We start from the raw sequence: 23603 nt of genomic DNA on the forward strand, positions 1-23603 counted from the left end.
TGGGGATGCGCCTGTGGGCGTCGTCTGAAGAAGCTTTTTGAATCGCCGGCCCATACTGCTGCTGATGATGATCAACGACCTGAAGACCATGGCCAGGAAGGTGCGCGAGGCGGAGCGCTCCCTGCCCAGAGAGTTCGAGCGGGGGCGAGAGCTGCGCCAGGGGGCCGACGGCACCCCTACGTTGAGCATCGACCAGCTGGCAGAGGACGTGATCCTGGACTTCGTCAAAGAGAAAGACCTTCCCTACAACGTCCTGAGCGAGGAGGCGGGCTTCATAGACCGCAAGCAGAGCCATACCCTGGTCATAGATCCCATCGACGGCACGCACAACTCGGTCGCTGGCATACCGTTCTACAGCGTGTCCTTGGCCGTAGGAACGAAATCGCTCCGGGACGTGGAGGCGGGAGTGGTCATGAACCTGATGACCCGCGAGACCTACTGGGCGGAGAAGGGCAAAGGCGCATACAAGGACGACGAGCGCATCCGGGTGCGCGCTTATTCGCCCCATCACTCACTGTTCCTCGTTTACCTTGGCAAGTACTCCAGCGCCCAGAATTTTCAGGTGGCAAGGCAGGCGATGAGGGCCAGGGCCATGGGATGCGCTTCGCTGGAGATGTGTCTGGTGGCCGAAGGAAAGGCGGACGCCTATTACATGAACTGCGAGGTGCACGAGAGGTCCATCCGGGTCATCGACATCGCCGCTTCCACTTTGGTCCTGCGCGAGGCAGGCGGGGATGTGGTGGATCTGAGGGGCAAGCCCCTGGACATGGGGTTCGATCTGGCGCAGAGGAGCAATCTGCTGGGCTACGGAGATGCTCGGGTGAAGGAGGTGGTGTTGTGAGGTTCGGGCTGACAGCCAACGTGGAGATCCCGGACGGACCGAGGCTGGCCAAGGTGGCCATCGAGGCGTTGCGGGGCAAGGAATTGGTCCTGGAGAAGGAGATTGCCCGCCGTTTCGGCCAGAAGGGCGCGCGCCTCGAGGATATGGATGTGGACATCATGCTCGCCGTGGGCGGGGACGGCACCATCCTCCGAGCGCTGCAGAAGAACGAGGCGCCCATCTTCGGCATCAACGCCGGCGATTTGGGGTTCCTTACCGAGGTGGCCGAGGACATGATAGTGGAAGGCCTGGAGCGCGTCCAGCGGGGCGACTACATGCTGGATGAGAGGATCAAGCTCAAGACCACCGTAGGGGGCAAGAGGCTGAAGGACGCCACCAATGAGACGGTGGTGCACACCGCCCACATCGCCAAGATCCGCCATTTCCAGGTGTACGTGGACGACCAGCTGGCCAGCGAGGTGCGGGCGGACGGCATCATCGTCTCCACGCCCACTGGGTCCACCTGCTACGCCATGTCCGTTGGAGCACCGATCCTAGACCCGAGACTGGACGCCCTGGTCATCGCGCCGATGGCACCTTTCAAGTTCGCCGGTCGGCCGACGGTGGTGCCGGCCAGCAGCGACATCCGCCTAGAGGTCATCCGGCCCAAGCCCTGCGTGCTGGTGGTCGACGGGCAAGAGGAGGTGCAGATGTCCGGCGAGGACTGCGTCCATTTCACCGTCTCCGAGAGCAAGGCGCGCTTCGTGAGCTTCGGACGGTCGTTCTACACCAAAACGCGAGAGAAGCTGATGGGCGGTCCATGCTAGCGAACAAGGGCGTGCGGGCCATCAGGCGGGATGTACTGCGAGCCATCAACGAGGCGGCGCTGCGCACCTACCCCAACGAGTTCGTGGCCGCCCTGAGGGCGGAGGCGGGCGTGATTGAGGAGATACTCCTTCTCCCGGGGACGATCCAAGGGCAGGATTCGGGCACGTTGCAGTTGCACATGCTGCCCATCGACTACAGCGTGGTCGGCTCGGTGCATTCCCATCCAGGCAACAGCAATCGTCCATCGGATGCGGACCTGCACTTCTTCGAGCACTTCGGGTACGTGCATATCATCACCTGCTTGCCCTTCGATGAAACGAGCTGGAAAGCCTACAATCTGCGCGGGGAAAGGATATTGTTGAACATCGAGGACTGATCAGAGCACCCTGGCGCCTGGTCCGATGTTGCCCCTGGCCATCGCCCCCGGTCCTATGACCGCGTTCTCGTGGACGATCGTGCCGGCGTCGATCATGCTATTGATTCCGGTCTTGACGTCGTCCCCCATGATCACGCCCAGTTTCTTCCTCCCCGAGTCGATGATGTGCCCGTCGAAGGAGACGCGCACGTTCCTATCGTCGAAGCGGAGGTTGGCGACCTTCGTCCCCGCTCCCAGGTTGCAGCGCTCCCCGATGATGCTATCGCCCACATAGTTGTGATGCGGGATGTGTGCATTGGCCATGACGATGGAGTTCTTCACTTCCACCGCCGCCCCGATGCGCACCCCCGGTCCGAAGCAGCAGCCTGGGCGGATGTAGCAGTTGGGGCCGATGTCGCAGTCCTTGGAGATGTAGGCCGGGCCCATGACGTAGCTGCCCGAGCGTATCTTGGCGCCTTTCTCCACCACCACGTTGTTCCTCAGGACGACGTTCTCCTCCACCTCGCCTTCCACCTTCCTCTCCAGGCGGCTCATGAATATCTCGTTCGCCCGCAGCAGGTCCCAGGGCCGACCCACGTCGATCCATTCCGTGGCGAGACGATACAGTTCCACCTCCCGCTTCGCGCTCAGAAGGTTCAGGGCATCGGTGATCTCGTACTCCCCTCGTGGCGACCTGCCTATCTGGTCGATCGCTTCGAAGATGTCCGGATTGAAAACGAACATGCCGGCGTTGATGAGATGGCTGGACGGGCGCTTGGGCTTCTCGATGATCTTCACCAGCTTGCCGTTGCGCTCCTCGATCACTCCGAAGCTGGTGGGGTTCTCCACCTCCACCGCTCCCATGACCGTTGAGCCGGTCCTCTCGTTCAGCGCCCTCATGGCCTTCAGATCGCTACCTGAGACCACCACGTCCCCGTTCAGGCAGATGAACGGACCGTCTCCCAGCCCTTTCGCATAGCGCACCGCGTCCGCGGTGCCCAGGCGGTCCTTCTGCTCCATGTAGGCGATCTTCATTCCTAGAACGGAGCCGTCCCCATAGAACTCCTTGATGCGGTTGGCCTTCCACCCCACCAGGATGGAGACCTCGCTCACTCCCGCCTCCTTCAATGCTTCCAGCACATGGGTCAGGAAAGGTTTCCCGGCCACCAGCAGCAGCGGCTTGGGAATATTGGAGGTGAGCGGACGCAGCCTCGTGCCTTCCCCCGCCGCCAAGATGATGGCCTTCATCTGATGCAGCTCCTTGCGATATCCTCGGCCAGAGCGATCATCCTTCCCAGCTCCTCTTGGCTCCTGGCCTCTGCGGCCATCCTCAACTTCGGCTCGGTCCCGGAGAGCCGGAGGAGTATCCAGCCATCGGCGAACTGGGCCCGGAACCCGTCCACCTGGGTGAGCTCGTCGCAGTCCAAGGAGGTCATTTCCTCCAACAGTCTGCTCTCCACCTCCCTGCGTTTCTCCGGCGGGAAGGGATAAGAGCGACGAGCCACGGGATAGGAGGGAAGCGCATCCACCATCTCCGCCAAGTCCCCGTCCCCTACCATCGAGACCAAAATCGCGGCCGCCAGGATGCCGTCGGGGCAATAGGTCTGGCTAGGGAAGATGAAAGTTCCCGAAGGTTCGCCGCCGAAACCGGCACCATGCTTCTTCAACGCCTCGGCCACGTACACGTCCCCCACCCGGGTGCGGATCACCCTCCCCTTGACGATGTCGTCCAGGACCATGGAAGCGTCCACCGGGGCCACGACGTCCCCTGCCTGGGCGATGTAGGCGAAGAGCGCCAGGAGCTTGTCCCCGTCCACCATGCGGCCCCGGCGGTCCACGGCCACCATGCGGTCGCCATCTCCATCGTGGGCGATGCCCATCTGGGCTCCCCGGGAAACGACCACGTTCTTGAGGTCCTGGAGCTCTTCCTCGGTCGGCTCTGGCCCCCGTCCAGGAAAATGACCGTCAGGTTGGCAGTTGATTGTGAGCAGGTCGCAACCCATGCCCCGGAGCACGTACGGAGAGACGAGGGAGGCAGCGCCACAGCCGCAATCCAACACGACCTTGGAGCGGGAACCTTCCACGCTCCCCAGCACTGCCTCGATATGCCTTTCCACCGCTCCTTCTAGAGGGTATGTGTTCCCCACTCCTCTCCAATCCTTTCGGTCGAAATCGCTGCCGTCCAGTCTATCTTCGATTCGCTGCATCTGCTCCGTGTCGAAGGCCGATCCGTCGGGGTTCCACATCTTGACCCCGTTGTACTCGGCCGGATTGTGGGAGGCGGTGACCATCAGGCCACAATCGAAGCCCTTGGTCGCCCGGGCCAGAGTCGGCGTGGGCATCATGCCTGCGAGAGCCACCTGCGCCCCTGCGGCGTTCGCCCCCGCCACCAGCGCGCTCCGGACCATGTCCCCGCTGGTTCGAGGGTCATTGCCAACGACCATGCGAGGGTGCTCGCTGCCCACGGCCAGGCCGATCCTTAGAGCCAGATCGGCGGTGAAATCCCTCCCCACCACTCCCCGGATGCCCGAAGAACCGAAAAGCGTCATCTGAGACCGACACTCAAGCGGTCTCCCCGCATTAAAACCTTTTCCGGCATTTCCCATCTGGCCCGTTCGCGAGATCGAAGGGAAAAAGCCGCCCGTCTGGCCAGCTGTCCAGTTCCATCCAGATGATTTGCGAAAAAACGAAAACATATAAAAGGCGCGGGATGCTGGATGAGGTGCTTAATAGGATAATTTTTATATATACGACCAATGTATTACTTACTGGGTCATGTGGCCAGCATGTGACCAGGAAGAAGAACACAGGAGGGATAGTCCATGGTAATGGAGAAAATCAACGTCGACAAGGCGAAGGAGATTGCCAAGAAGAAGGGTCTGAAGCCCGGCCGCGTCAAGGGAACAAACGGCATCCAATTTACGAAGGGCAACAACGCCCGGCTCGAGATCGTCGCTTGGGACGAGTTCGAGAAGACCCTCGGCAAGAGAGGCCTGGCGGTCTTTGAGAGCGGCGGCTGGATGAAGATAATGAAGAAGTAAAACACCTTCTTCACCCTTCATCTTTCATTTTTCTGATCCTTTTCATTTCCCTGGGACGGAGCGAGCGCCTTAGCTCTATCTCGTGGAGAAGGCGAGAGCTTCATGATGAGCCAATTCTTCGCCTTGTTCTCCTTCCCCTTGAACCGTATGAGGGCGTAGCGGCCCGCTAGGCGAGTTCCGGTCAGTTCTAGGACGTAGCGGTCCGGTCCAAGCTCCAGGACCGCACAGCGTCCCTTATCCCATATCTTGACCGTACCGGCGCCGTACTCGCCCTCCGGGATCGTCCCTTCGAAGCCTCCGTATTGCAGAGGGTGGTCCTCCGTCTCCACCGCCAGCCTCTTGACCTTCGGTTCTTCCGGCACTCCCTTGGGCACGGCCCAGCTCTTCAGTACATCGCCGAGCTCGAAGCGGAAGTCGTAGTGGAGGTGGGAGGCGTGATGTTCTTGGACCACGAAGATCCCTTTCTCCTGATCGACCTGTCCCTGCGGCTCCGGCGTCCTCAGGAAATCGCGCTTGGCCCGGTACTCCTCCAATGGCATGCTGACCAGGCTTGCCATGCAGCCCCGGCTAGTTAGTCCTTATCCTTCCTAGGAAGAGGGATCGAGGGGGGTGGCGGCTCGAAAACGGAGCACCAGGTCCCGATCGAACGCCTTCTTGAACGCCTTCGCCTGAGATTCGACTCCCCAGGTCTCCAGCTGGCAATCGCCGTTCGTGGTCACCTCCAGCATCGCCTCCTCCTCGTCGGCGTTCACGAAGCGGGCGTGCAGGATCAGACCGCAGTGGGAGCGGTCCAGGCTCTCGGCCAGGCGCAGGAGTGAGGCCATGAGCACCAGTTCCTCTTTCGAACTCCCTTCCACCCCGTCCAGGTCCTCGCTCTTCTTCCCCGGCAGCTTCTTGCGGTGGAACTTGGCCAGATTGGCCATGAGCACGATCTCCTTCTGGTCGAAGCCGAGGAGTTCGGCGTTACGGATGATGTAGTAGGAGTGAGCATGGTGATTGTTGAAGGAGATGAAATCCCCCACATCGTGCAGGTAGGCAGCGTACTGGAGCAGTTCTCTGTCCCTGTCGCTCAGTTCGTGCAATCCTTCCTCCTTCGCGGTGTCGAAGAGTTCCAGCGCCAAGCGCCTTATCGTGGCGGAGTGCACCTCGTCGACGCCGCAGGAACGGCCGAGCTGGAGCACGCTTCCTTCGCGCACGCTCATGCGCTGATACTGCGGGAAGCCTTCGATCTGCGAAAGGTAATCCTCCAGCATGCCGTCGAGGAGACCCCTCTCGCTCACCTGGATCTCTTCCAGGCCCATTTCCTCCATGAGGGTCTCAAGGATGGCCGCCCCGCCAATGATGATGTCCGCCCGCTCCGGGTTGATGCCCGGCACCTGCCTCCTTTCCTTGAGGGGCAGGGAGCAGAGCATGGCGATGGTCCTTTTCAATCGGCCGAGGCTTAGCCGGCTGTCCTTCTGTCCGCCGTTGGAGGATTTGGTGGCCATCTCCCATAGGTTGAGGATGGTGCCGCTCGATCCCACGACCGCTCCCACCTTGTACTTGCGCACGCGCTGCACGGTGCGCACGATCTCGCTCTTGACGGACTTCTTCATCAGAGCGTATCTCTCCGGGTACACTGCCCCCTCGTCGTCGAGGGGAACGAAGAGCGAGGTGAGGCGGATCGCCCCCAGCTTCAGGCTGTCCAGGTACATGTGCTCTTTTCCATTGCCGATGGCAATCTCCGTGCTTCCGCCGCCGATGTCGATGAAAAGACCTGGCCTGCCGGACAGATCCAGGGCGCTTCCCACGCCCAAATGGATGAGCCTGGCCTCTTCTCGACCGGAGATGACCCGGACCTCCAGCCCTGTCTCCACCTTCAACTTCTCCAGGAAGAACGACTGGTTCCTTGCCTCCCTGGTGGCGGAGGTGGTCACGGCCACGAACTCCTGCGCTCCGAAGGCTCGTCCCATCTCGGCGAAGCGCTTGCATACCATCACGCAGCGCTCCATCGCCTGGGGGATGAGCTCGTGCTCCTGGAACTCGTTCTCGCCCAGGCGCACCACCTGCTTCTGCCTGGATAGGATGGTATACGAATGATTGGGATTGAGTCGGACCACCGCGGTGCGCACGGAGTTGGTGCCGATGTCTATGAAGGAGACGGTCTTGGCCTCGAACCCCACTCTCATCCCTCCCTGGCGAGGCGAAGGCGCTTGGCGAACGTCCGAACGAACAAGTCTCCCTTCTTCAGCGCTTCCTCTTGCTCCTCTTTCGCCTCTTCAGCAGATGAAATGCTCAACAGCACTTCCTCATCGGTCACATGCACCTGCACGTCCTTGACCAGTCCCCGATGAGTGCGGTCCAGGCCGTCCGCCACCCGAAGGAGCGCGGCCAGCATTTCCACCGTACGCCGCTCGGCCTTCCTCATCTGGACATAGATTTCGTCTTCCTCTCCAGGCATCCGCTTCCGGTGGTAGCGCGCGATCAGGGCGACGATATTCCTTTCCCGCTCTGAGAAAGGCAGCTCCGCCTCCTCTAGGATGATACGCATCGATGCCCGGTGATGTCCCTGCCTTCCCTCCACCCATCCGACATCATGCAGCACCGCCGCCCAATGCAGCAGCCTTCTTTCCTTCTCCACAAGACCGTGCAGGTCCCGGGTGCGCTCGAAGATCAGCAACGCGAGCCGGGTGACCTGCCTGGTGTGCCCTTCGTCCGGCAAGTACCTGCCAGCAACGGCCCACACCTTCTCCAGCGTCTGTTCCTCGGTCAGCTTCTGCTTGGCGACGGGAACGACTCGCTCACTCTGCACTTTTCGGAGGAGCGAGGGGAAGAAGTCGGACTTGACCAGGGACACCCAATATGCCACGAACTCGGCGTAGAGCCTCGTTCTTTCTTTCTTCCGGTCCTCAAGAAGGGATTCGATGCCTGGCCTGGCGGCGGCTAACCTAGTTCCACCGTCTTTCTTCTTCTCATTCTGTAGAACGGCGGCGGTCTCCGCGATCCAGACATCACAATCGTGCATCTCTCCCAGCAGTTCCTGAAGGCGCTTGATCCGAGAGATCTCATCCCGCAGCTCATCCTCGAACGCCAAACGGAAAGCCTCCAAGGTATAGCGCAACCGCTTGGCGGCGATGCGCATGGCGTGATGTTCCAGGATGGCATCGGGGTCGTGCACGCTCTCCTCGTGTCCTCGAAGCTCCGAGACCCGTCTTGATACGTGCTCATCCGCCTGGCGCAGGGTGGAGGGGGTGCAGAGTGATGAAGCGTCTCTCTTCTCCGAATCTGTCAGCAGAGACCCGATATCCTCCAGGACGCCGTGGAGGCGTAGCTCATTCAGTGCCTTCTCCAGCCCCGGCTGAAGCGCTCTCCTCCGTCTTCGCTTCTTTTCCAGGAGGTATCTCAAGCCAGGCGCGAGCGTCTTATCCTCGGTGATGGCCATCCGCTCGACCAGGAAAATGATCTGCACGTCAGCGTCCCGGGCCTCCCCCAACGCCTCAGTGACCGCTTTCATCTCGATCTTCCAGGCCTTTGCCCTCTTGCCAGGGAAGCAAGGTTCGAAGATGGAGAGGGCGGAACGCATCCTTCGGGAAGCCACCCGCATACGATGCACGCACTCCACATCGTCGTTCTCGTTCGTCCCGACGGACTCCTTCTCCACTGCATCGATCAGCGGAGGCAGCACTTTGGAGCAAAGGGCGCAGAAACCTTCATCCCCGTACATGCCACACCCCCCGGTGCTCCAGCAGCCAACGCTGCGAGTCCATGAGCGTTTCGCCGGAGGAGGGCTGGACGCGCACGTAACTGCCGTCCGGCAATAGCCTCCTCGCTTTGACATTGTCACGGAGATGCGTGGCCAAGATGCTCTGGACCAAAGCCTTCCGGATGGCATCGTCCTGGACGGGGAAGAGAAGCTCCACCCTTCGGTCCAGGTTGCGGGGCATGAGGTCGCTGCTGCCAATCAACACTTCCTCTTGCCCGCCGTTGTGGAAATAGAAGATGCGCGCGTGCTCCAGGAAGCGGCCGACCACACTGGTGACGGTGATGTTCTCGCTCACTCCCTTGACGCCGGGGCGGAGGGAGCAAAGACCACGCACGCTCAGCTCTGCTCGCACGCCTTCCTGCGATGCCTGGTAGAGGGACTTGATGATCTCCTTGTCCAGCAGCCCGTTGAGCTTGAATGCCAAATGTCCGTCGCCGAACTCCCGGTGGCGCTCGATCTCCCGGTGGATGCGGTCCAGCATGCCCGAGCGAAGGCCGCGGGGAGCGACCAATAGCTGGCGGTAGTTCACCTGCTCCGCGTAGCCGGTGAGGGCGTTGAAGAGATTGGAGACGTCCATCCCTATCTCATGGTTGACGGTGAAGTATCCCAGGTCTCCGTAGGTGCGGGTGGTGACGTTGTTGTAGTTGCCCGAGCTTAGGTGGCAGTAGCGCACGATGCCGCCCCCCTCCTTGCGCACCACCAGGCAGATCTTGGCATGCACTTTGAGGTCCACGGGCCCATAGACCACGTGCACCCCCTCCTGCTCCAGCGCCCGGGCATAGGAGATGTTGTTCTCCTCGTCGAACTTGGCCTTGAGTTCCACAACCGCCGCAACCTGCTTGCCGTTCTTGCGCGCCTGGATGAGGGCGTCGATCACCGGCGAATGCTTGTCGATGCGATAGAGCGAGATCTTGATCGCCAACACGTCCGGGTCATGGGCCGCCTGCTGCAGGAAGCCCACCACCGGCGCGAACGAATCATAAGGATGGTACAGTAGACGATCGTGCTTGCGCAGCGCCTCGAATATACCTTCGTTGCTCGCCAGGTCGGGAGAGACGTGCTGTATGAAAGGCCGATCCTTCAGCTCTGGCCTTTCCACTCCATGCAGCTGCCAGAGATCCACCAGGCCCAGGGGCGCCTCCATCTGGAAGACCAGGTACCGGGGAAGATCGAGCTTGCGAGCGAGCATCTCCCTCATGTATTCGGGCATGGAGCGGTCCACCTCCAGACGCACCGGAGGGCCGATGCGTCTGCTCTCCACACCCTCCTCCACCGCGGTGAGCAGGTCGTCCTCGTCCTCCAACTGGATCTCTATCTCCGCATCCCTGGCGATCCTGAAAGGATAGGAGGAGACGACCTCCAATCCCGGGAATAGAAGGTCCAGGTTGGCGGCGATGAGGTCCTCCAGGAGGACGAAGTTCAGCACTCGCTTTCCGGCCAGAAGGTCCTCGGCGCAGCTCTCCTCGGGGATGGCGATCAGGCGGGAGAAGGTGCTCACCGGGACCTTGACCCGGGCGAAGCAGTCCTTGCGCTGGCAGTTGAGCATCACCACCGCGAGATTGATGGTCAGGTTGGAAAGGAATGGAAAGGGATGCGAGGCATCGAAGGCCAGCGGGGTCAAGGTAGGATAGATCTCCCTCTCGAAAAGCTGCCGCAACGCGCCTCTCTGCTCCTCCTTGAGCTCGTTCCAACGATGGATGTGGATGCCCGCGTCCTTGAGCTTGGGGAGCAGTTCATCCTTCCAGCAGCGTGCGTGCCCGTCCAATATGCCCATTAGCTCCGCCCGGACGGCGTCCAAGGTCTGCGCCGGCGTGAGGCCATCGGCGGTGGGCTTGATGGCGCCGCGGACCAGTTGCCGACGCAGGTCCGAGACCCGGGACATGAAGAACTCGTCCAGGTTGGAGCTGCAAATGGCCAGGAACTTGACCCTCTCCAGCAACGGATGGGAGGGATCCATCGCCTCCTCCAGAACCCGCCGGTTGAACTCCAGTGACGAGAGCTCGCGGTTGATGTAAAGATCGCACCGCTCCAGCCCTTCCGCCGTGCGGCAGAGCGCCTGCCCGGGCTTCAGTTCGCTGGAGTCGACCATCATCTCACCATGGCAACGATACCTGAATTGAGTGCCCTCGTATCAAACTTCAGGAGGCGAACGAGCATTGCTCGAACGATCACCGACCCGGACGGATCGGTCGTCATGGTTCGGATCGCTGGCCAACGCCGCGTCCGAGCGAGAGTGGGGGATGGCTGGAGTGGCAAGCTTTTTGTAGACCGACGTTATGTTCCTAATCTCAGCAACGCAGGGATAACCAAGCCTGGCCAACGGTGTGAGATTCAGGGTCTCATCGCGAAGGCGTTCGGGGGTTCGAATCCTCCTCCCTGCACTTCCTTTCCAGCCAATAGGCGCGTCATGGACCATCAAATCAAAGAGGGTTTGAACCCCTTCGCTCTTTCTTTTTCCAGGCGGCATCTTCCGGTCGCTGTCCCGTCAGGTAACGTTCATCGACCCTTAGTATTGGCTGGCAAACGCACAAATATCGGCCTTGGCATCGTTCGAAGGAGATGCCGTCGATCGAGGAATTCTGCAACGATCTCTTTCAGGGCAAGAAGTCGGTCGACGTGCCCAAGGACCAGGTCTCCGAGGTGTCGTCAAGCTGGTACAGGTCCAAGTACGACCTGCCCCACAAGGGGAGTCAGGGTGCAATGAGGAACGGAAGGTTGCACGCCCACGACATGGGTGATCACTACTCCGTGCACTTGGATCGCATCGATCCCAAGCTCCACGGGATGGAGCACCTGATCGTCGACGCCCCTTTGGTCTTCTTCATCTGGAACGCCTTCGCGAACGTAGTCGCATTGGTCAAGGACTCGCTAAAGGAAGGCGCGGAGCAGAGCGCGGACACCAAGAACTACAGCGAGAGCAAGTTCGCTGGCAGGCTGCTCGTCGGCATCGGGCTGGTCATCATTGGTTCTCTGATCGCGTTCGACCCGGCCATCGGCATCGTCCCTACGATCTACCTTCTCCCCTTCGTGCTGATGCTTCTAGGGGCCACGACCATCATCGAGGCAAGGAGGTCGAAGAAGGGAGGGATGCAGAAGACCAATCTGACCCTGGGGGTGCTGGCGGTCGTGGCCGGTTTTGTAGCCATGTTGTTCATCTGGCTCGAGGTCATCCTGCTCATCCTGTTCCTGGCTTACTACACGCTATCGACCGCATCCTACTTCCTCCGCCATCCTGGGAACGTGGCGGCGGAGTTCGCGGGCAAATACATCCCCATGGCGATCGGTGTGGTGTCGCTCATTCTTGGAGTCCTTCTGCTGATCGAGACGAGGCTCGCGCTCGACATCATCTACGCGATACTGGGAGTTCTGATCATCGCTTTCGGAGGGAGCAGGATCATATCCGCGCTCATCCTCAGACAGGCGAGGAAGAATGGTGCAAAGGCCTGAAAGCCATTAGGCTCGCCCGGGCCGTTCCATTCTCTGAAAGAAGGGGGCAACTGGTCCGAGCCGCAGTCGATCGGCTCCTCCTTCGCCGACGAACCCACTCTTGATGTCGAAGGCAACCTCCTCTTCGTGCACCACCTCTATCGGGACGATGTCATGCTGGAGGCGGACGTCCACGTGGCGTACAAGAAATGAGGCCGTGCGAAAAGCACATTAACGCGCACAGCGGATTCCTGCCGCGGGTGGAACATGAAAGCACTCATCGTCTACGAATCAAAGTACGGCAACACGGAGAAGATTGCGCTCGCCATCTCATCTGGCATGAAAGAAGTGGGCATGACCGACGTGGTGGTGAAGAAGGCGGATGATGCCGCAAGCGAGGACTTCAAGTCCGCGGATGTCTGGGTCGTCGGAGGGCCAACGCACATCATGAGCGCCACGGGCGGTCCCAAGAGCGCCCTCAAGACGGGCATCAAGTCCGGCTTGGAAGGCAAGAAGGCGACCTTCTTCGATACGCGCTTCAAGAATGCGAAGAGCGGCGGCGCTGAGAAGCTGAAGAGCATAGCGGAAAAGGAAGGGCTGAGACTGGCGGTCGAGCCCGAGGCGTTCATCGTGACGAGCACGCAGGGACCGCTGGCAGAAGGCGAGGAAGCGAAGGCGGCGCAGTTCGGACGCAAGATCGCTGGCTTGCTCCGAGGCTAGATCATCCTTCATTGGCCTTCGGTTCGATGCCCTCCACCTTCTCCACGTTCAGCGCCAGGAGCAGCAAGAGCGCGCTGGCGACGAAGGTCGAGGCCACCAGGAACGTCGGCAGGAAGCCGTAGGCGTCCGCCACCAGGCCGCCGATTAGGCTGCCTGCGATCGCCCCTATCCCGATGATGGAATTGTACACTCCTAGAGACTCGGTGCGGAAGTCGCCGTAGGCCATGTCGGAGACGAGAGCGTTGCCGGCCACACTGAGCACCGCCCAGCAAAGCCCAATGAGCGAATGCAGCAGGCACATGAGCGCCAGGAGCGCGAGCAGCGGAACGTGCACTAGGGTGACGACGAAGAACGTGGGGAAGAGCACGATCCGTCCGGAGAAGGCGAGCATCTGCATCCTCTTGCCCCCTTTGGACGAGGCCCAAGCTCCCGCCCGCGAATAGACGAGGGCGGAAGTGACGCTGCTGGCGATATAGACGATGAACACCTCCGGCACGGACAGACCCATCTGGTTCTTGAGGAATATCGGCAGACCGACGTAGAAGGTGAGGAAGCCGGCGAACGCCAGTATCATCACCACATAGTAGATCTTGAGGTTCCGGGGGAAGTTGCGGGGGTGCATGTTCTTGGCGCTGAGCTTGACGATGTGCAGCAGCCTGGATGGAGTGTATCGGCCGCGCTCGAAGGAGATGATGGGCAGCTTGGAGGCGCTGTCCAGCTCGCTGCGCTCCATTTTCTTCTTCGGTTCGGGCACCCATTTGATGGCCAGGAAGACCGAGAGCAGCGCCAGACCGCTCGCCACCACGAAGAGCGCGCGCATTGCGGTGACCGTCGAGCCCAGGCTATCGGCCATCCCCAGCCAGAGCGTCCCCAGCAGCAGGCCGACCACCCAGCCTATGCCGCCCACTCGGGAGAAGTCCCCTATTCGCTTCGCCCATTCCTCCTTGGCGAAGGATTCCAGGATGAGGACCGTGCCGACCGGCGCTGCGGCAGCGGCGATGGCCCCGAGCACGAAATTGGCGAAGTAGTAGGTGCCCATGTCCATGGACAAGCCCATGAGCAACAGCGCCACGGCCAGGCCAAGGAAACCGATGAGCACGAACACCTTTCGCCTCTTGGTGGTATCGGAGAGGTTGCCCCAGAGGATGTTGGCCGGTACGCTGGCGACGGAAGAGATGGCGCTGATGATGCCCACCTGCGCCACCGTGCCCTTGAGACCCTCGGTCACGAAGAGCGGAATGAGCGGCGAGGTGCTCCCTCCCGCCACGTTGTATGGCAGGAAGGTATAATACCAGCGGTCGCTGCGTTCCTTTGACAAGCCCATCCCTCGATTTGCTCAGTGAGTTTCAACGCCTCTAATAAAAGCTTGCTTCTTTCGCTCTGGCCGACCGCGGCGAAGGTCACCTTCCCCCAAGGAGCACGGCCACCGCCACTACGCTTAGCACTAGAATTGCCACCACGACCATCTTCCACTCCCTTCCCCGGGCGAACTGCCACAAGGCCACGATCAGCCTCGCCAGCGGAGTGGCGATGAGCAACATGATACCCAGGTCAACCAGCCCGAGCGGATCGCCGCTCATCAGGGCTCGGATCGCTTCGATGGGACCGAGGGCCACATCCTTGCTGGCGCCAGGGTTGAGAGCGTAGAGAGCAAGTCCTACAGCCATCAGGCTAAGGCTAAGCACCATTCCGCTCAACAGCACGAAGCTGATGCGCCGGTTAAGAGCGGGCGTCGGCATCACATCACCCCCACGGCTTTCAGCAACATGAGCAGGGAGACGAATCCTAGGATGACAGCGAAAGTCTTCTTCAGATTCGGTCCACATAGGCGGTCGGCCAGGCGCGTGCCGATGGAGGCGCCAGCGAAGACGCCCACCGCCACGACCGCGGCCAGCACCGGCACCACGTCCCCGTAGCCGTAGTGCACTATCGCTCCCGCCAAGGCGGTGACACCGATCATGAAGTTGCTGGTGGCGCATGCCGCCCTCATGGGAACGCCCATCCACAGGTTCATCACCGGCACTTTGATGATGCCCCCGCCCACCCCGAGCAGGCCGGAGATGCCTCCTGCGCCTGCGGATGCCGCCATTCCTTTCCCTAGCTCCTTGACGCCGTACTCGATCTCCTTTCCCTCCGCCTTGTCAACGTAGGAGCAGCTCAGGTCCAGCGGTCCACACGGGCCGGGAGGGCAGGTGCAGACGGATTCGGGCTTGGTGAGCATGTAGTAGGCGGCGTAGATGAGGATCAATGCGAAAGCGAACGCCAGGACGGCCTGATTGAGATAGACCGCTATCAGCGCCCCGATGACCGCACCCAGGGTCGTGGCCACCTCCAGCACCATGGCCAAGCGGATATTGGTCAGTCCCTGGTCAACGTAGTGCGTGGCCGCTCCGGTGGAAGAAGCGATGACGGCTATGAGGCTCGCTCCGATGGCCAGCTGCATCGGATAGCCGAACAATAGAGTGAGGGAGGGAATGATGATGATGCCCCCTCCCAGGCCGAAGATGGCACCGATGAGCCCGGCTAGCACTGAGAATCCCAGAATGCCCAGGGCTGCCAAGGCGTCCATTGCGCTCTCTCCGGCAACCGATGCACCTTCGAGGCAAAAACGATTACTAGGGCGTGGAGGATAGGAGGGCGTGCGCCTGATCCTCGTGCGGTATGCTGAGCTGGGCCTGAAGTCCAGGGCGGTGCGGAAGCGCTTCGAACAGATACTGGTATCGAACATGCTCTCCGCTCTCGCCCAAGCGGAAGTGGAGGCGGTCGTCACCACCGAGCAGGGCCGGGTGTTCGTGGAGACGGAGAGGATCGAGACGGCCATCGAAGCTCTGATCAGAGTGTTCGGCGTGGCCTCCGTCTCTCCCGTTGAGAAGACCCAGAGCGACATGGCCTCGATGCAGAGGACGGCCGCAGAGCTCTCTCTTCCGCTTCTGAAGGCGGAGCAGAGTTTCGCCGTGCGTGCGAGGCGGGTAGGACATCACCAGTACTCGAGCATGGACGTGGGACGGGAGGTCGGTTCGGCCATCTACCTGGCGAACGAGGAGAAGAAGGTGCGCGTCGATCTCTCTCATCCTGATCTGGAATTCTTCGTCGAGGTGCGGGAAGGCTCCGCCTATCTCTTCTCCGTCTACGTCCCTGGTCCGGGAGGATTGCCATTAGGCAGCCAGGGACGTGCCCTCGCTCTCTTGGAGAAGGAGAGGGACGCTCTGGCCGCCTGGCTGATCATGAAGCGCGGCTGCCGCGTCATCGGAGTGGCATGCGCGGGCAGCCCCGTTCCCGAGATCCTGCGCCGCTGGGACCCGGAGATGAAGTTCATCGAACCTGGCGACTGGGAGGAGCTGGTCAAGAGGCAGAAAGCTCTGGCGGTGATCTTCGGCTACGGCGTGGAGGATTTCGAGAAAATGAAGAAAACGAAGGTCCCCGTGCCAGCGTTCTTTCCGCTGTCGGGGATGTCCGCCGAAGAGATCGAGAAGGGTTTGAGAGGGATAGAAGGGTAAGCTCAGTTGCCCTGCCGGTCATGTGCTCCGAGGGAAGGCCTGTTCTTTTCGGCCCCTCTGCCCTTGTTCCTCAGGCCACGTCCGCGCACGCCGGAGCTGGTCAGACCGCGATAAACCCTTCCCTTATGCTGCGGCTCGGTGATCCACTTGTACACCGGGTCGTTGGCAATGACCGGGTGGTGCTTGTCCAGCATGATGACCTCGTACCACACGTGCTTGCCGTCCTCGCCGACCCAGTAGGAGTTGAGCACCTCTAGGTTCGGGTACCTCTTGGCCGCGCGCTCCTCGCAGATGCGCTGCAAGCTCTTCTTCATAGTGATCTTGTTGATGCCCCGGCGCTTGGCCCGGCGACCCTTCCTGATCTGGTGCTTCCGCAGGCCGCCCTTGCGCACCCGCCCCCGGACCATGATGATGCCCTGCTTGGCCTTGTAGCCCAGTGTCCGAGCCCGGTCCAACCTCGTGGGTCGCTCGATGCGCCCGAAGTTCTCCTCCTTGCGCCACTCGATCTTGCGTTCCCACATGAGATCGTTCACGTAGCTCTTGCTCGGTACCTTCCAGGCCTCGCCGATGTAGTGGTAGAAGCTCTTGCCTGATGGAGCTTTCTTCTCCACCTCTTCCTCGGCGACCTCGCGCTTAGGCGCATTCTCTGCCATTTGTTTCACCTTCTTTGCCGTCGGAACGGCTATTCCGGATTCACCCCGAAGGGCACAACTCCGTTCGCGAGACCAATCACGTCCCGCAGGGCTGCTGAATACCCATGCGTATATAAACCTTGTTTCCTGACCTCATGTTCGAACAGCCTACGTTCACATGAAGTGGTCCAGGTTCAGCTTCTGGTCCGTCTTCTTCACGCCTTCCTTCTTCTTTGGCTTGTTCTCCTCGGTATTCGTCCTATCGCCGTCGTCATGGAAGCTTTGGCTGAAGAGGTCGGCCTGCTGCGACCCGGTCATCAGGTCCTTCTCCGTCCAGCCGAAGTTCTCTGTTGCCCTAGCTACGGACTGAGCCAATCGCTCGGCATAGTACTTCCAGTCCGGGACCGCGTCGAACTTGCGGCCGAAGACGTAGGGCGCGATCTCCTGCGGCGTCTTGCGCGAGTTCGTCACGATCCAGGAGACCTTCATGCCCGGGACGAATTCGTAGCCCATGGCCATGAGCTTCTCCGCCGCCTGCACATGTGCCAGTCGCTTCGGGTTGTCGTAGGTGGAGAACTCCTTGACGGAGCGGGAGATGACCAGTTTCTCGATCGGCACCTTGCCGGCCATGACCTCCTGCACAACGCTCCTGGCCACCCTGACCGCCTCCTCGGAGTTCTCGTTCAGCACCTGCTCGAAGACCTCGGTCAGGAGCTCGCTCTGCAGATCGAACGAGTCCGTGCGTCGGGTCTCATATCCGCGGATGAGCAGCTCGTCCTCCTTCTTCGGCCAGATCAATCTCCCCACGTACCGCTTCTTCTTGCCGTGGGAGAACAGCGGCTCCAGGATCTTCTCGAACTCCAGCTGGCCGCCTTCCTTGCTGAATCTCTCCGCAACATCTTTGCCGAATCGGACCGAGGCCTCGAGCTCAGGCGTCGGGCTTTGGACGAAGATCGAATCCGTGTCCGAATAGATGACCTTGAACCCCTCCCCCTCCAGGGAGGAGATGATGCCTTTGGTCGTTTCCCTTGCAAAGGAGGTGATGCTGGAGCCGATGGAGCGGTCTGTGAACCTATAGAATGAGGAAGCGAATACTCCGTAGAAGGAGTTCATGAGGATCTTGATGGCCTGCTGCAGGCCGTCGTAGTAGCGCCTCTCCTCCTCGTCCTTGGCATCCTTCATCTTGCGCTTGGTCTCGTCCCTCTCCCTCATCAGGTCCTGGAGGATCTTCGGCAACAGGCCGGGGCGCTGCTCCCGGCTCATGAAGTGCACGCCCATGGGTGAGATGATCTTGCCCTCGTTGCCCGTCGCATCAAGAGTGGTGAAGCAGATGTTCTTGGCGATGATGAGCGAGGGGTACATGGACTTGAAGTCCAGGACGCACACCCAGTGATAGAGCCCCGGCTTGAACTCGTGCACGTAGCCCCCTTCGATCGCCTCCACCTCCTTGAAGGAGCCGGTCATCGGCACTCCGACCCGGGGAACGCGGCGGTCCGCCGCCCGGATGAGGATGGAATCTATGAGGAAGGAGGAGCCGGTGTTGAGCACATCGTCCAAAGGCAGGCGGGAGACCGTGGCCATGTCCATCGCCCTCCTGATCGTCCCGAGCCGATCCAGGATGCGCAACGAGAGCTCCGCGTCCCGAGTGCAGTAGGCCAGGATGCGCTCGCGGTCCGCCTCCCACTCCTTGTCTATGCGACGAGGGTCGTAGTCCGCGTCCACCTTCATGCCCATGTTCACGTCCAGCTTCTGCTCGCCCAGCAGCTCCTTCGCCACTGCGTTCAAGGTCTCTTGCTTAGGCTTGAGGTCCTTCTTCACCGCCCACCAGGCGTCCGCCACCAGACGTCCGTTCAGGCGCCAGAACCGTTGGTAAACGTTGCGAGGCTCGCTCTTGTCCCGACCCCAGTCCAATCGCTTGATGCCGACCTTCCTCGCCCGCTCGATGATGGTCGGGATGTCGTAGCCATCGATGTTGTAGCCCGTGACCACGTCCGGATCTTCCTTCTGGATGGCGGCGGTGAACCTCTCGATTATCTCCTTCTCCGATCCCCAGATGGGCTCGCCCGGCCTTAACCCCGAGCCGTCCTTCACGAAGTAGCAGATGGTGTACAGGTGGCCGTCGGTGATGGAATTCTCGACGTCGAAGGCCATGATCTTGATCTCTGGGGAGAAAGCCGGAATATCATCGAAGCGCGCTCGGCCGTCGATTGATTCCATCTCCACCACCAGGTCGGTGGTGTAGGCGTCGCTCTTGATCGCTTCCCCGTGCACCCGGATGCAGGTGCCCATGTCGTGGTCGAAGATGAAGCGCCTATGGAACGGGATGTCGGCGGCCAGTACCTCGAAACGCTGCCTGATCTTGTCCCTGAACTCAGGCACCAGGCCAGGATAGCGCACCGTCACCTGCGCGCTCCGCTTGACCTGGCCTCGGTGGAAGAGGTCGATCCACTCCACCTTGAGCACGTCCCGGTCCTTGCGCAGGCCCTCTACCAGCTCTTCGCTCGCCCCGAAGACGTGGAAGTAGGGCATGAAACCCGAGTACCGAATGGTAATCGACTCGCCCTCGCGGGTCTTGCCAAACATCTCGATGACGAGCTCGTTCTCGCTCGGCCGCTTGTAGGTGGCGGTTATCAGCCTTACGTCCCAGGTGCCTTTCATTCCCGGCTCACTTCTTGGTGATGATGGTGATCACATCGCTGGGATGGAGTACGTAGTCCGCTCCCACCACGCGCTGCGTGCGGCAGTTCATCGCCCGGATGAAGTTGTCCCCCAGGTCGGTGTGGATCTTGTACGCCAGGTCCTTCGCCGTCGAGCCTTTCTTCACCAGGTGCGTGTCCGGTAGGACATTGCCTTTCTTGTCCGTCCACCTGTGCTCGTCCTCCACCGGGTACACCGGGATGAGGTCGAGCATCTCGAACGCGGCGTTCTCCAGGATCTGCTGCACCCCCGTGCCTTTCAAGCGGCTCATGACGTGCGTCTGGATGTAGTCCAGGCCTTTCTTCTGCGCGGGGTTGAGCTTGGCCGGCTCCTTGACCTTGAACTCCGGCGAACCTGGCAGATATTCCACCATGCCCGCCTTGGCCGCCTTCCTGAGCGCCAGCTCGGACTGAGCGCAGGTCGCCACCGCCAGATAGTGCGGGGTCTTGGCCATCCTCTGCAGGACGTCGTCATGGGCTATGTCCGCCTTGTTGAGGGCAATCATCATGGGCTTGGCGTGCTTGCGCAAAGCCCCGGACAAACGCATCAGGTCCTCGTCCTTCCAGGCGACGACCGATTCTGGCAACGCGGCATCTCGTAGCGCAGTATGGATGTGGCCCATGCTGACTCCCAGGCCCGTCAGCCGGTCGTAGATGAGCTCCGCGATCTTCTCCCCTTCCAGGTGCGCCTGGCGGGCGGACTTCTCCCAGCCCTTGTCCAGGATGCCCTTGATCCAGTGGTCGACCTCCTTCTCCAGGAACTGCACGTCGATCATCGGATCATGCGATCCAGCGGGCACGGGATTGCCTTCGGAGTCGGTGGCGCCGCTCGCGTCCACCACGTGGATGAGGGCGTCCGCCTGTCGCAGATCGTCCAGGAACTGATTTCCCAATCCTTTGCCTTGCCAGGCGTCCGGGACCAGTCCGGCGACATCCAGCATCTCCACCGGCACAAGCCTGGTACCGTTCTCGCAGGCCGAGTTGCGAGGATTGCACTGCACCCCCAGGTCCAGATGAGGGCAACGCGTGCGCAGAAATGCCACCCCTTTGTTCGGCTTGATGGTGGTGAACGGGTAGTCAGCGATCTCCGCTGGCGCCAGCGTCGCCGCCGAGAAGAAGGTCGACTTGCCCACGTTAGGTTTCCCTACGATGCCGATTAGCATTTGCTCTCTCCCCTGCACATAATCCCCGACGCGTAGAAAAATGATTGCTTGAAGCTGAGGTGGTCCGGCCCGAACTCCTGATCTTCGGGTCGTGCTTCTACTACCACGTGGGATGATGGGAGAGGAGGCGCCAAGCGCACTGGATGTGCCTAGACCGGCTCATCTTCAGAACTTTTCCCGCTTCTGCGGATACGCCACCTTGGGCCTCTTGACGACGAACGAGACATCGATGTCATCCACCATCCTTCTGGCCACGTCGATAGGCATGGCCATGCCCAGGTAGCACTCGGGGAACCAGGAATTGCCCGTGGGGTCCACTGGTCCCACGAACACGCTTTCCTTCGGGGCATTGGAGGACATGCCGGTGGGATACGTCACCAGGGAAGCGCAGGCCGAGCCGCTGGGTATGATGGCCGCGCCGAAGATGTCCGAGCTTCCGAAGGAGTTCAGAGCGCACAGATTGCGTATCTGCTCCGCCGTGCCGAAGCAGATGATCGCCCGGACACCCGGATCACTATCCTCCATGTCCTGGCAGCGGCGGAAGACGATGTGCTTGGCCAGGGGCGTGATCTTGCCCGCGGACCGCAACATCGCATCGACATGCTCAGGCGTCCGCTTCAGGAACTCTGCACCACCTTTGCCGTCCGGGGATCCAGTGGAAACGAAGTAGCGGACCCGCTGGGGGAACTCCGAGAACCCCATGTAGGCGATGCCTCCGCCACAGCAGCCCTCGGTCGAATCCTTCCCTAGGTAGGCGGGCGGACGTTCCTCCAAGGCCAGATGCAGCAGCACCTTGGCCAGGCAGCGGTCGATGGTGGAGGTCCGAACCCAACCTTCTTCCACTTCCTTCGTCCCGTGCACGCACACCGGCTTGGTCTCCAATCGTCCGGCCTTGACCAGCCCTTCACCCAGCTGAGCGATCGACAACGCCATTCTACCACCCCGAACCGATGACAAAAGAATGTGGCGGGAGGGTCTTAGAGCTTGCTTCTCGCCCTCTGTTCATCGATGACGGCGTCCGCGAGCTCGCCTATCTGCTCTGCGGTAAGTTCCTCGACCCTCCGCTCGACGTATGGTAGAGAGGGAATGGAGTCCCTAGGCGCCTGGCCGGTCATCTTGAGGACGGTGCCGATCTTCTTGCGCCGGTGCTGGAACAGCACGTCCACCAAGTGAACGAAGAAGCGCTCGCTCTGCACCTTGAACGGTGCTGGTCTAGGCTCGATGAGCACCATGGATGAGTCAACTTCAGGCTGAGGCCAGAATCTGGAACGGGGGACGATTTCCAGCACCTCGCACTTGGCTCGGTAGTAAGTGTTCACGCTCAGCCGGGAGTAGTCGTCCGAGCCCGCCTCCGCCACCATCCGGTCCGCGAACTCCTTCTGCACCATGACCACTCCTCTCTCGAACTCATAGTCGAGGAGCTTGAACAGCAGGGGGGAGGAGATGCTGTAAGGCAGGTTTGAGATGAACCGCTGGAAATGAGGTAGATCGACCTCCAGAGCGTCCGCCTGCACCAGCTCGATGCGCTCATCGAATCTCTCTCGCAGATACTGGCACATTCGCTCATCAAGTTCAATGCAGGTGAGCTTGCCGACTTTGCCAACCAATCGCTCGGTGAGCGCTCCCAGCCCCGGCCCGATCTCCAGCACCTCATGCTCCGGACCGGCCCGAAGGTGCTCGATCTCTCTGTCCGCGACTCTATCGTCAACAAGGAAGTTCTGTCCTCGGGCCTTGGTCGAATGGATGCCGTAGCGCTCCAGGAGCGCCTTGATCTCCGAGGGGTTCATGTTCAGCGAGCTACGAAGATGTGATATTTCTGCGTCGGGTCCGAGAGCTCCATCTCGATGCGCTTGGCGATGACCTTCTCCGGGTGCTTGAACGACGTCACGCGCTTGGCGATGTCCTCGAAGCTCTTGAACGGACCTTTCTTCTTCTCCTCGACGATGGCCCACATGGTCTTCTTTCCCAGCCCTGGGAGAAGCTCCAGCATGTGGAATCTGGTCGTGATCGCTTGCGCTTCGTTGAAGAACTGCACGAAGCGGGCCTCGTTCTGCTTGGCCACGTCCGTTATGACGAAGGGAAGCTCTGCGTGAGCCGCTGCCGTCAGCTCCTCGTATCCCACCCGGCGCTTGACGTGCGCGATCTTGTCGCGCTGCTCCGCCTCCTTGCCGATGTAGACCCTTTCGCCGATGGTGATCTGCACGTTCGGCTTGGGGACCAGCTCGAACAGCTTGAACTCGATCTCGCCCAGAGCATAGGCTAGCGGCTCGTGCTTGAAACCTCTCTCCGCAGGAAGTCCTTGCGGTAGATAGTCAAGGATATGCGCGTAGTCCTCCATGCTCTCCCCTCGTGCTCAGACGTACTTCTTGACCGCTCCTAGCAGCTGGTCTATTTGTTTCTTGTCGAGTATAAGCCTTTCCTTGGCAAAAAGGGCACGCACGTCCTCGGGGTAGGCGGGCAGGGTGTCCACGATCTTCACCGCCACGTTCTCGGAGACGAACTCCAAGGACCTGAGCTCCTTGAACAGCTTGCGCGCGTCATCGGCGCTCAGCTTGATCAGTCGGGTGGCATGGTCCAGGGAGACCTTCTGCTCTGGCCCGAGCTCGGTGCGGACCTTCTGCTCCTCTTCGAGGATCTCCTTGACCTCGGCCAGGGTGACCGGACGCTCGTTGCTCATGTTCGC

23 protein-coding genes and 1 tRNA gene are annotated in these 23603 nt (G+C 60.8%); 8 read left to right on the forward strand and 16 right to left on the reverse strand.

The features are described 5' to 3' along the window. Positions 1–64 precede the first annotated feature (64 nt). The 3 genes from NT137_07785 to NT137_07795 are packed head-to-tail and all read left to right on the forward strand — an operon-like array spanning position 65 to position 2024. On the forward strand, positions 65–841 hold the full coding sequence (locus NT137_07785; protein MCX6653232.1) for a hypothetical protein: 777 nt from the start codon (positions 65–67) through the stop codon (positions 839–841). After that, on the forward strand, positions 838–1647 hold the full coding sequence (locus NT137_07790) for an NAD(+)/NADH kinase (protein ID MCX6653233.1): 810 nt from the start codon (positions 838–840) through the stop codon (positions 1645–1647). The genes NT137_07785 and NT137_07790 overlap by 4 nt, the downstream gene beginning before the upstream one ends. Continuing rightward, positions 1641–2024 (forward strand): Mov34/MPN/PAD-1 family protein, encoded by a 384-nt coding sequence (locus NT137_07795; GenBank protein MCX6653234.1) that lies wholly within the window; start codon positions 1641–1643, stop codon positions 2022–2024. The genes NT137_07790 and NT137_07795 overlap by 7 nt, the downstream gene beginning before the upstream one ends. Here the strand turns inward: NT137_07795 and NT137_07800 are convergent, their stop codons facing one another. After that, positions 2025–3251, reverse strand: coding sequence for a sugar phosphate nucleotidyltransferase (locus NT137_07800; protein MCX6653235.1), 1227 nt, complete (start codon positions 3249–3251; stop codon positions 2025–2027). Further along, the gene (gene glmM / locus NT137_07805; GenBank protein MCX6653236.1) at positions 3248–4552 is read right to left on the reverse strand and encodes a phosphoglucosamine mutase; all 1305 of its coding nucleotides are present in this window, start codon (positions 4550–4552) and stop codon (positions 3248–3250) included. Before glmM ends, NT137_07800 begins: the two co-directional genes overlap by 4 nt. Before the next feature lie 273 nt (positions 4553–4825). Between glmM and NT137_07810 the strand changes: the two genes are divergently transcribed. Beyond that, positions 4826–5044, forward strand: coding sequence for a hypothetical protein (locus tag NT137_07810; protein ID MCX6653237.1), 219 nt, complete (start codon positions 4826–4828; stop codon positions 5042–5044). Positions 5045–5061: 17 nt separating this feature from the next. Here NT137_07810 and NT137_07815 read toward each other — a convergent pair whose 3' ends face one another. Genes NT137_07815 through ppk1 form a run of 4 tightly spaced genes read right to left on the reverse strand, consistent with a single transcriptional unit; the run spans position 5062 to position 10875 of the window. Next, the gene (locus tag NT137_07815; GenBank protein ID MCX6653238.1) at positions 5062–5601 is read right to left on the reverse strand and encodes a 3'-phosphoesterase; all 540 of its coding nucleotides are present in this window, start codon (positions 5599–5601) and stop codon (positions 5062–5064) included. Between the two features lie 30 nt (positions 5602–5631). After that, positions 5632–7206, reverse strand: a complete 1575-nt coding sequence (locus tag NT137_07820; protein MCX6653239.1) for a Ppx/GppA phosphatase family protein — start codon at positions 7204–7206, stop codon at positions 5632–5634. A 2-nt stretch (positions 7207–7208) separates the two neighbouring features. Further along, complete coding sequence (locus NT137_07825) at positions 7209–8747, reverse strand: CHAD domain-containing protein (GenBank protein MCX6653240.1); 1539 nt, start codon at positions 8745–8747, stop codon at positions 7209–7211. Next, on the reverse strand, positions 8734–10875 hold the full coding sequence (gene ppk1, locus NT137_07830; protein ID MCX6653241.1) for a polyphosphate kinase 1: 2142 nt from the start codon (positions 10873–10875) through the stop codon (positions 8734–8736). The genes NT137_07825 and ppk1 overlap by 14 nt, the downstream gene beginning before the upstream one ends. A 207-nt stretch (positions 10876–11082) precedes the next feature. Here ppk1 and NT137_07835 point away from each other — a divergent pair. The 3 genes from NT137_07835 (at position 11083) to NT137_07845 (ending at position 12932) form a co-directional block, all read left to right on the forward strand. Next, positions 11083–11167 (forward strand) — tRNA-Leu (locus NT137_07835). A gap of 178 nt (positions 11168–11345) precedes the next feature. Then, on the forward strand, positions 11346–12233 hold the full coding sequence (locus NT137_07840; GenBank protein MCX6653242.1) for a DUF308 domain-containing protein: 888 nt from the start codon (positions 11346–11348) through the stop codon (positions 12231–12233). Positions 12234–12479: 246 nt separating this feature from the next. After that, the gene (locus NT137_07845) at positions 12480–12932 is read left to right on the forward strand and encodes a flavodoxin domain-containing protein (protein MCX6653243.1); all 453 of its coding nucleotides are present in this window, start codon (positions 12480–12482) and stop codon (positions 12930–12932) included. Between the two features lies 1 nt (position 12933). Here the strand turns inward: NT137_07845 and NT137_07850 are convergent, their stop codons facing one another. The 3 genes from NT137_07850 to NT137_07860 all read right to left on the reverse strand — a co-directional run bounded on the left by NT137_07850 (position 12934) and on the right by NT137_07860 (position 15501). Next, positions 12934–14256: an MFS transporter gene (locus NT137_07850; GenBank protein MCX6653244.1), complete on the reverse strand. Its 1323-nt coding sequence runs from the start codon at positions 14254–14256 to the stop codon at positions 12934–12936. Between the two features lie 76 nt (positions 14257–14332). After that, the gene (locus NT137_07855) at positions 14333–14671 is read right to left on the reverse strand and encodes a DUF1634 domain-containing protein (protein ID MCX6653245.1); all 339 of its coding nucleotides are present in this window, start codon (positions 14669–14671) and stop codon (positions 14333–14335) included. After that, entirely contained in the window at positions 14671–15501 is an 831-nt protein-coding gene (locus tag NT137_07860; protein ID MCX6653246.1) for a sulfite exporter TauE/SafE family protein, read from the reverse strand. Before NT137_07860 ends, NT137_07855 begins: the two co-directional genes overlap by 1 nt. A 70-nt stretch (positions 15502–15571) precedes the next feature. Here NT137_07860 and NT137_07865 point away from each other — a divergent pair, with 70 nt between their 5' ends. Then, on the forward strand, positions 15572–16429 hold the full coding sequence (locus tag NT137_07865) for a THUMP domain-containing protein (GenBank protein MCX6653247.1): 858 nt from the start codon (positions 15572–15574) through the stop codon (positions 16427–16429). A gap of 2 nt (positions 16430–16431) precedes the next feature. On the opposite strand, the gene NT137_07870 is transcribed toward NT137_07865, so the two are convergent. The 7 genes from NT137_07870 to NT137_07900 form a co-directional block, all read right to left on the reverse strand. After that, positions 16432–17082 carry a 50S ribosomal protein L15e gene (locus NT137_07870; GenBank protein MCX6653248.1) on the reverse strand — a complete coding sequence of 217 codons (651 nt, stop codon included), beginning with the start codon at positions 17080–17082 and terminating at the stop codon, positions 16432–16434. A gap of 153 nt (positions 17083–17235) precedes the next feature. Then, the gene (locus tag NT137_07875; GenBank protein MCX6653249.1) at positions 17236–19719 is read right to left on the reverse strand and encodes a DNA polymerase II; all 2484 of its coding nucleotides are present in this window, start codon (positions 19717–19719) and stop codon (positions 17236–17238) included. 7 nt (positions 19720–19726) lie between these two features. Further along, a complete protein-coding gene (locus NT137_07880; GenBank protein ID MCX6653250.1) occupies positions 19727–20920 on the reverse strand; it encodes a redox-regulated ATPase YchF in 1194 nt (397 codons plus the stop codon). A gap of 165 nt (positions 20921–21085) precedes the next feature. Continuing rightward, a complete protein-coding gene (locus NT137_07885) occupies positions 21086–21853 on the reverse strand; it encodes a DUF169 domain-containing protein (GenBank protein MCX6653251.1) in 768 nt (255 codons plus the stop codon). A gap of 44 nt (positions 21854–21897) precedes the next feature. Then, entirely contained in the window at positions 21898–22707 is an 810-nt protein-coding gene (gene rsmA, locus NT137_07890) for a 16S rRNA (adenine(1518)-N(6)/adenine(1519)-N(6))-dimethyltransferase RsmA (protein MCX6653252.1), read from the reverse strand. A gap of 2 nt (positions 22708–22709) precedes the next feature. Beyond that, a complete protein-coding gene (locus NT137_07895; GenBank protein MCX6653253.1) occupies positions 22710–23258 on the reverse strand; it encodes a DUF655 domain-containing protein in 549 nt (182 codons plus the stop codon). Positions 23259–23273: 15 nt separating this feature from the next. Continuing rightward, positions 23274–23597, reverse strand: coding sequence for an RNA polymerase Rpb4 family protein (locus tag NT137_07900; GenBank protein ID MCX6653254.1), 324 nt, complete (start codon positions 23595–23597; stop codon positions 23274–23276). Positions 23598–23603: the final 6 nt, after the last annotated feature.

This window comes from Methanomassiliicoccales archaeon, assembly GCA_026394375.1.
Classification (GTDB): domain Archaea; phylum Thermoplasmatota; class Thermoplasmata; order Methanomassiliicoccales; family UBA472; genus JAJRAL01.

Bases quoted from the DNA above. Each gene is read 5' to 3' on its own strand.
- NT137_07885 (MCX6653251.1), bottom strand. From the start codon at position 21,853: ATGGCGTTGTCGATCGCTCAGCTGGGTGAAGGGCTGGTCAAGGCCGGA.
- NT137_07880 (MCX6653250.1), bottom strand. From the start codon at position 20,920: ATGCTAATCGGCATCGTAGGGAAACCTAACGTGGGCAAGTCGACCTTC.
- NT137_07840 (MCX6653242.1), top strand. From the start codon at position 11,346: ATGCCGTCGATCGAGGAATTCTGCAACGATCTCTTTCAGGGCAAGAAG.
- NT137_07815 (MCX6653238.1), bottom strand. From the start codon at position 5,601: ATGGCAAGCCTGGTCAGCATGCCATTGGAGGAGTACCGGGCCAAGCGC.
- NT137_07845 (MCX6653243.1), top strand. From the start codon at position 12,480: ATGAAAGCACTCATCGTCTACGAATCAAAGTACGGCAACACGGAGAAG.
- NT137_07860 (MCX6653246.1), bottom strand. From the start codon at position 15,501: ATGGACGCCTTGGCAGCCCTGGGCATTCTGGGATTCTCAGTGCTAGCC.
- NT137_07825 (MCX6653240.1), bottom strand. From the start codon at position 8,747: ATGTACGGGGATGAAGGTTTCTGCGCCCTTTGCTCCAAAGTGCTGCCT.
- NT137_07870 (MCX6653248.1), bottom strand. From the start codon at position 17,082: ATGGCAGAGAATGCGCCTAAGCGCGAGGTCGCCGAGGAAGAGGTGGAG.
- NT137_07895 (MCX6653253.1), bottom strand. From the start codon at position 23,258: ATGGAGGACTACGCGCATATCCTTGACTATCTACCGCAAGGACTTCCT.
- NT137_07810 (MCX6653237.1), top strand. From the start codon at position 4,826: ATGGTAATGGAGAAAATCAACGTCGACAAGGCGAAGGAGATTGCCAAG.
- NT137_07855 (MCX6653245.1), bottom strand. From the start codon at position 14,671: ATGCCGACGCCCGCTCTTAACCGGCGCATCAGCTTCGTGCTGTTGAGC.
- rsmA (MCX6653252.1), bottom strand. From the start codon at position 22,707: ATGAACCCCTCGGAGATCAAGGCGCTCCTGGAGCGCTACGGCATCCAT.
- NT137_07800 (MCX6653235.1), bottom strand. From the start codon at position 3,251: ATGAAGGCCATCATCTTGGCGGCGGGGGAAGGCACGAGGCTGCGTCCG.
- NT137_07900 (MCX6653254.1), bottom strand. From the start codon at position 23,597: ATGAGCAACGAGCGTCCGGTCACCCTGGCCGAGGTCAAGGAGATCCTC.
- ppk1 (MCX6653241.1), bottom strand. From the start codon at position 10,875: ATGGTCGACTCCAGCGAACTGAAGCCCGGGCAGGCGCTCTGCCGCACG.
- NT137_07785 (MCX6653232.1), top strand. From the start codon at position 65: ATGATGATCAACGACCTGAAGACCATGGCCAGGAAGGTGCGCGAGGCG.
- NT137_07875 (MCX6653249.1), bottom strand. From the start codon at position 19,719: ATGAAAGGCACCTGGGACGTAAGGCTGATAACCGCCACCTACAAGCGG.
- glmM (MCX6653236.1), bottom strand. From the start codon at position 4,552: ATGACGCTTTTCGGTTCTTCGGGCATCCGGGGAGTGGTGGGGAGGGAT.
- NT137_07795 (MCX6653234.1), top strand. From the start codon at position 1,641: ATGCTAGCGAACAAGGGCGTGCGGGCCATCAGGCGGGATGTACTGCGA.
- NT137_07850 (MCX6653244.1), bottom strand. From the start codon at position 14,256: ATGGGCTTGTCAAAGGAACGCAGCGACCGCTGGTATTATACCTTCCTG.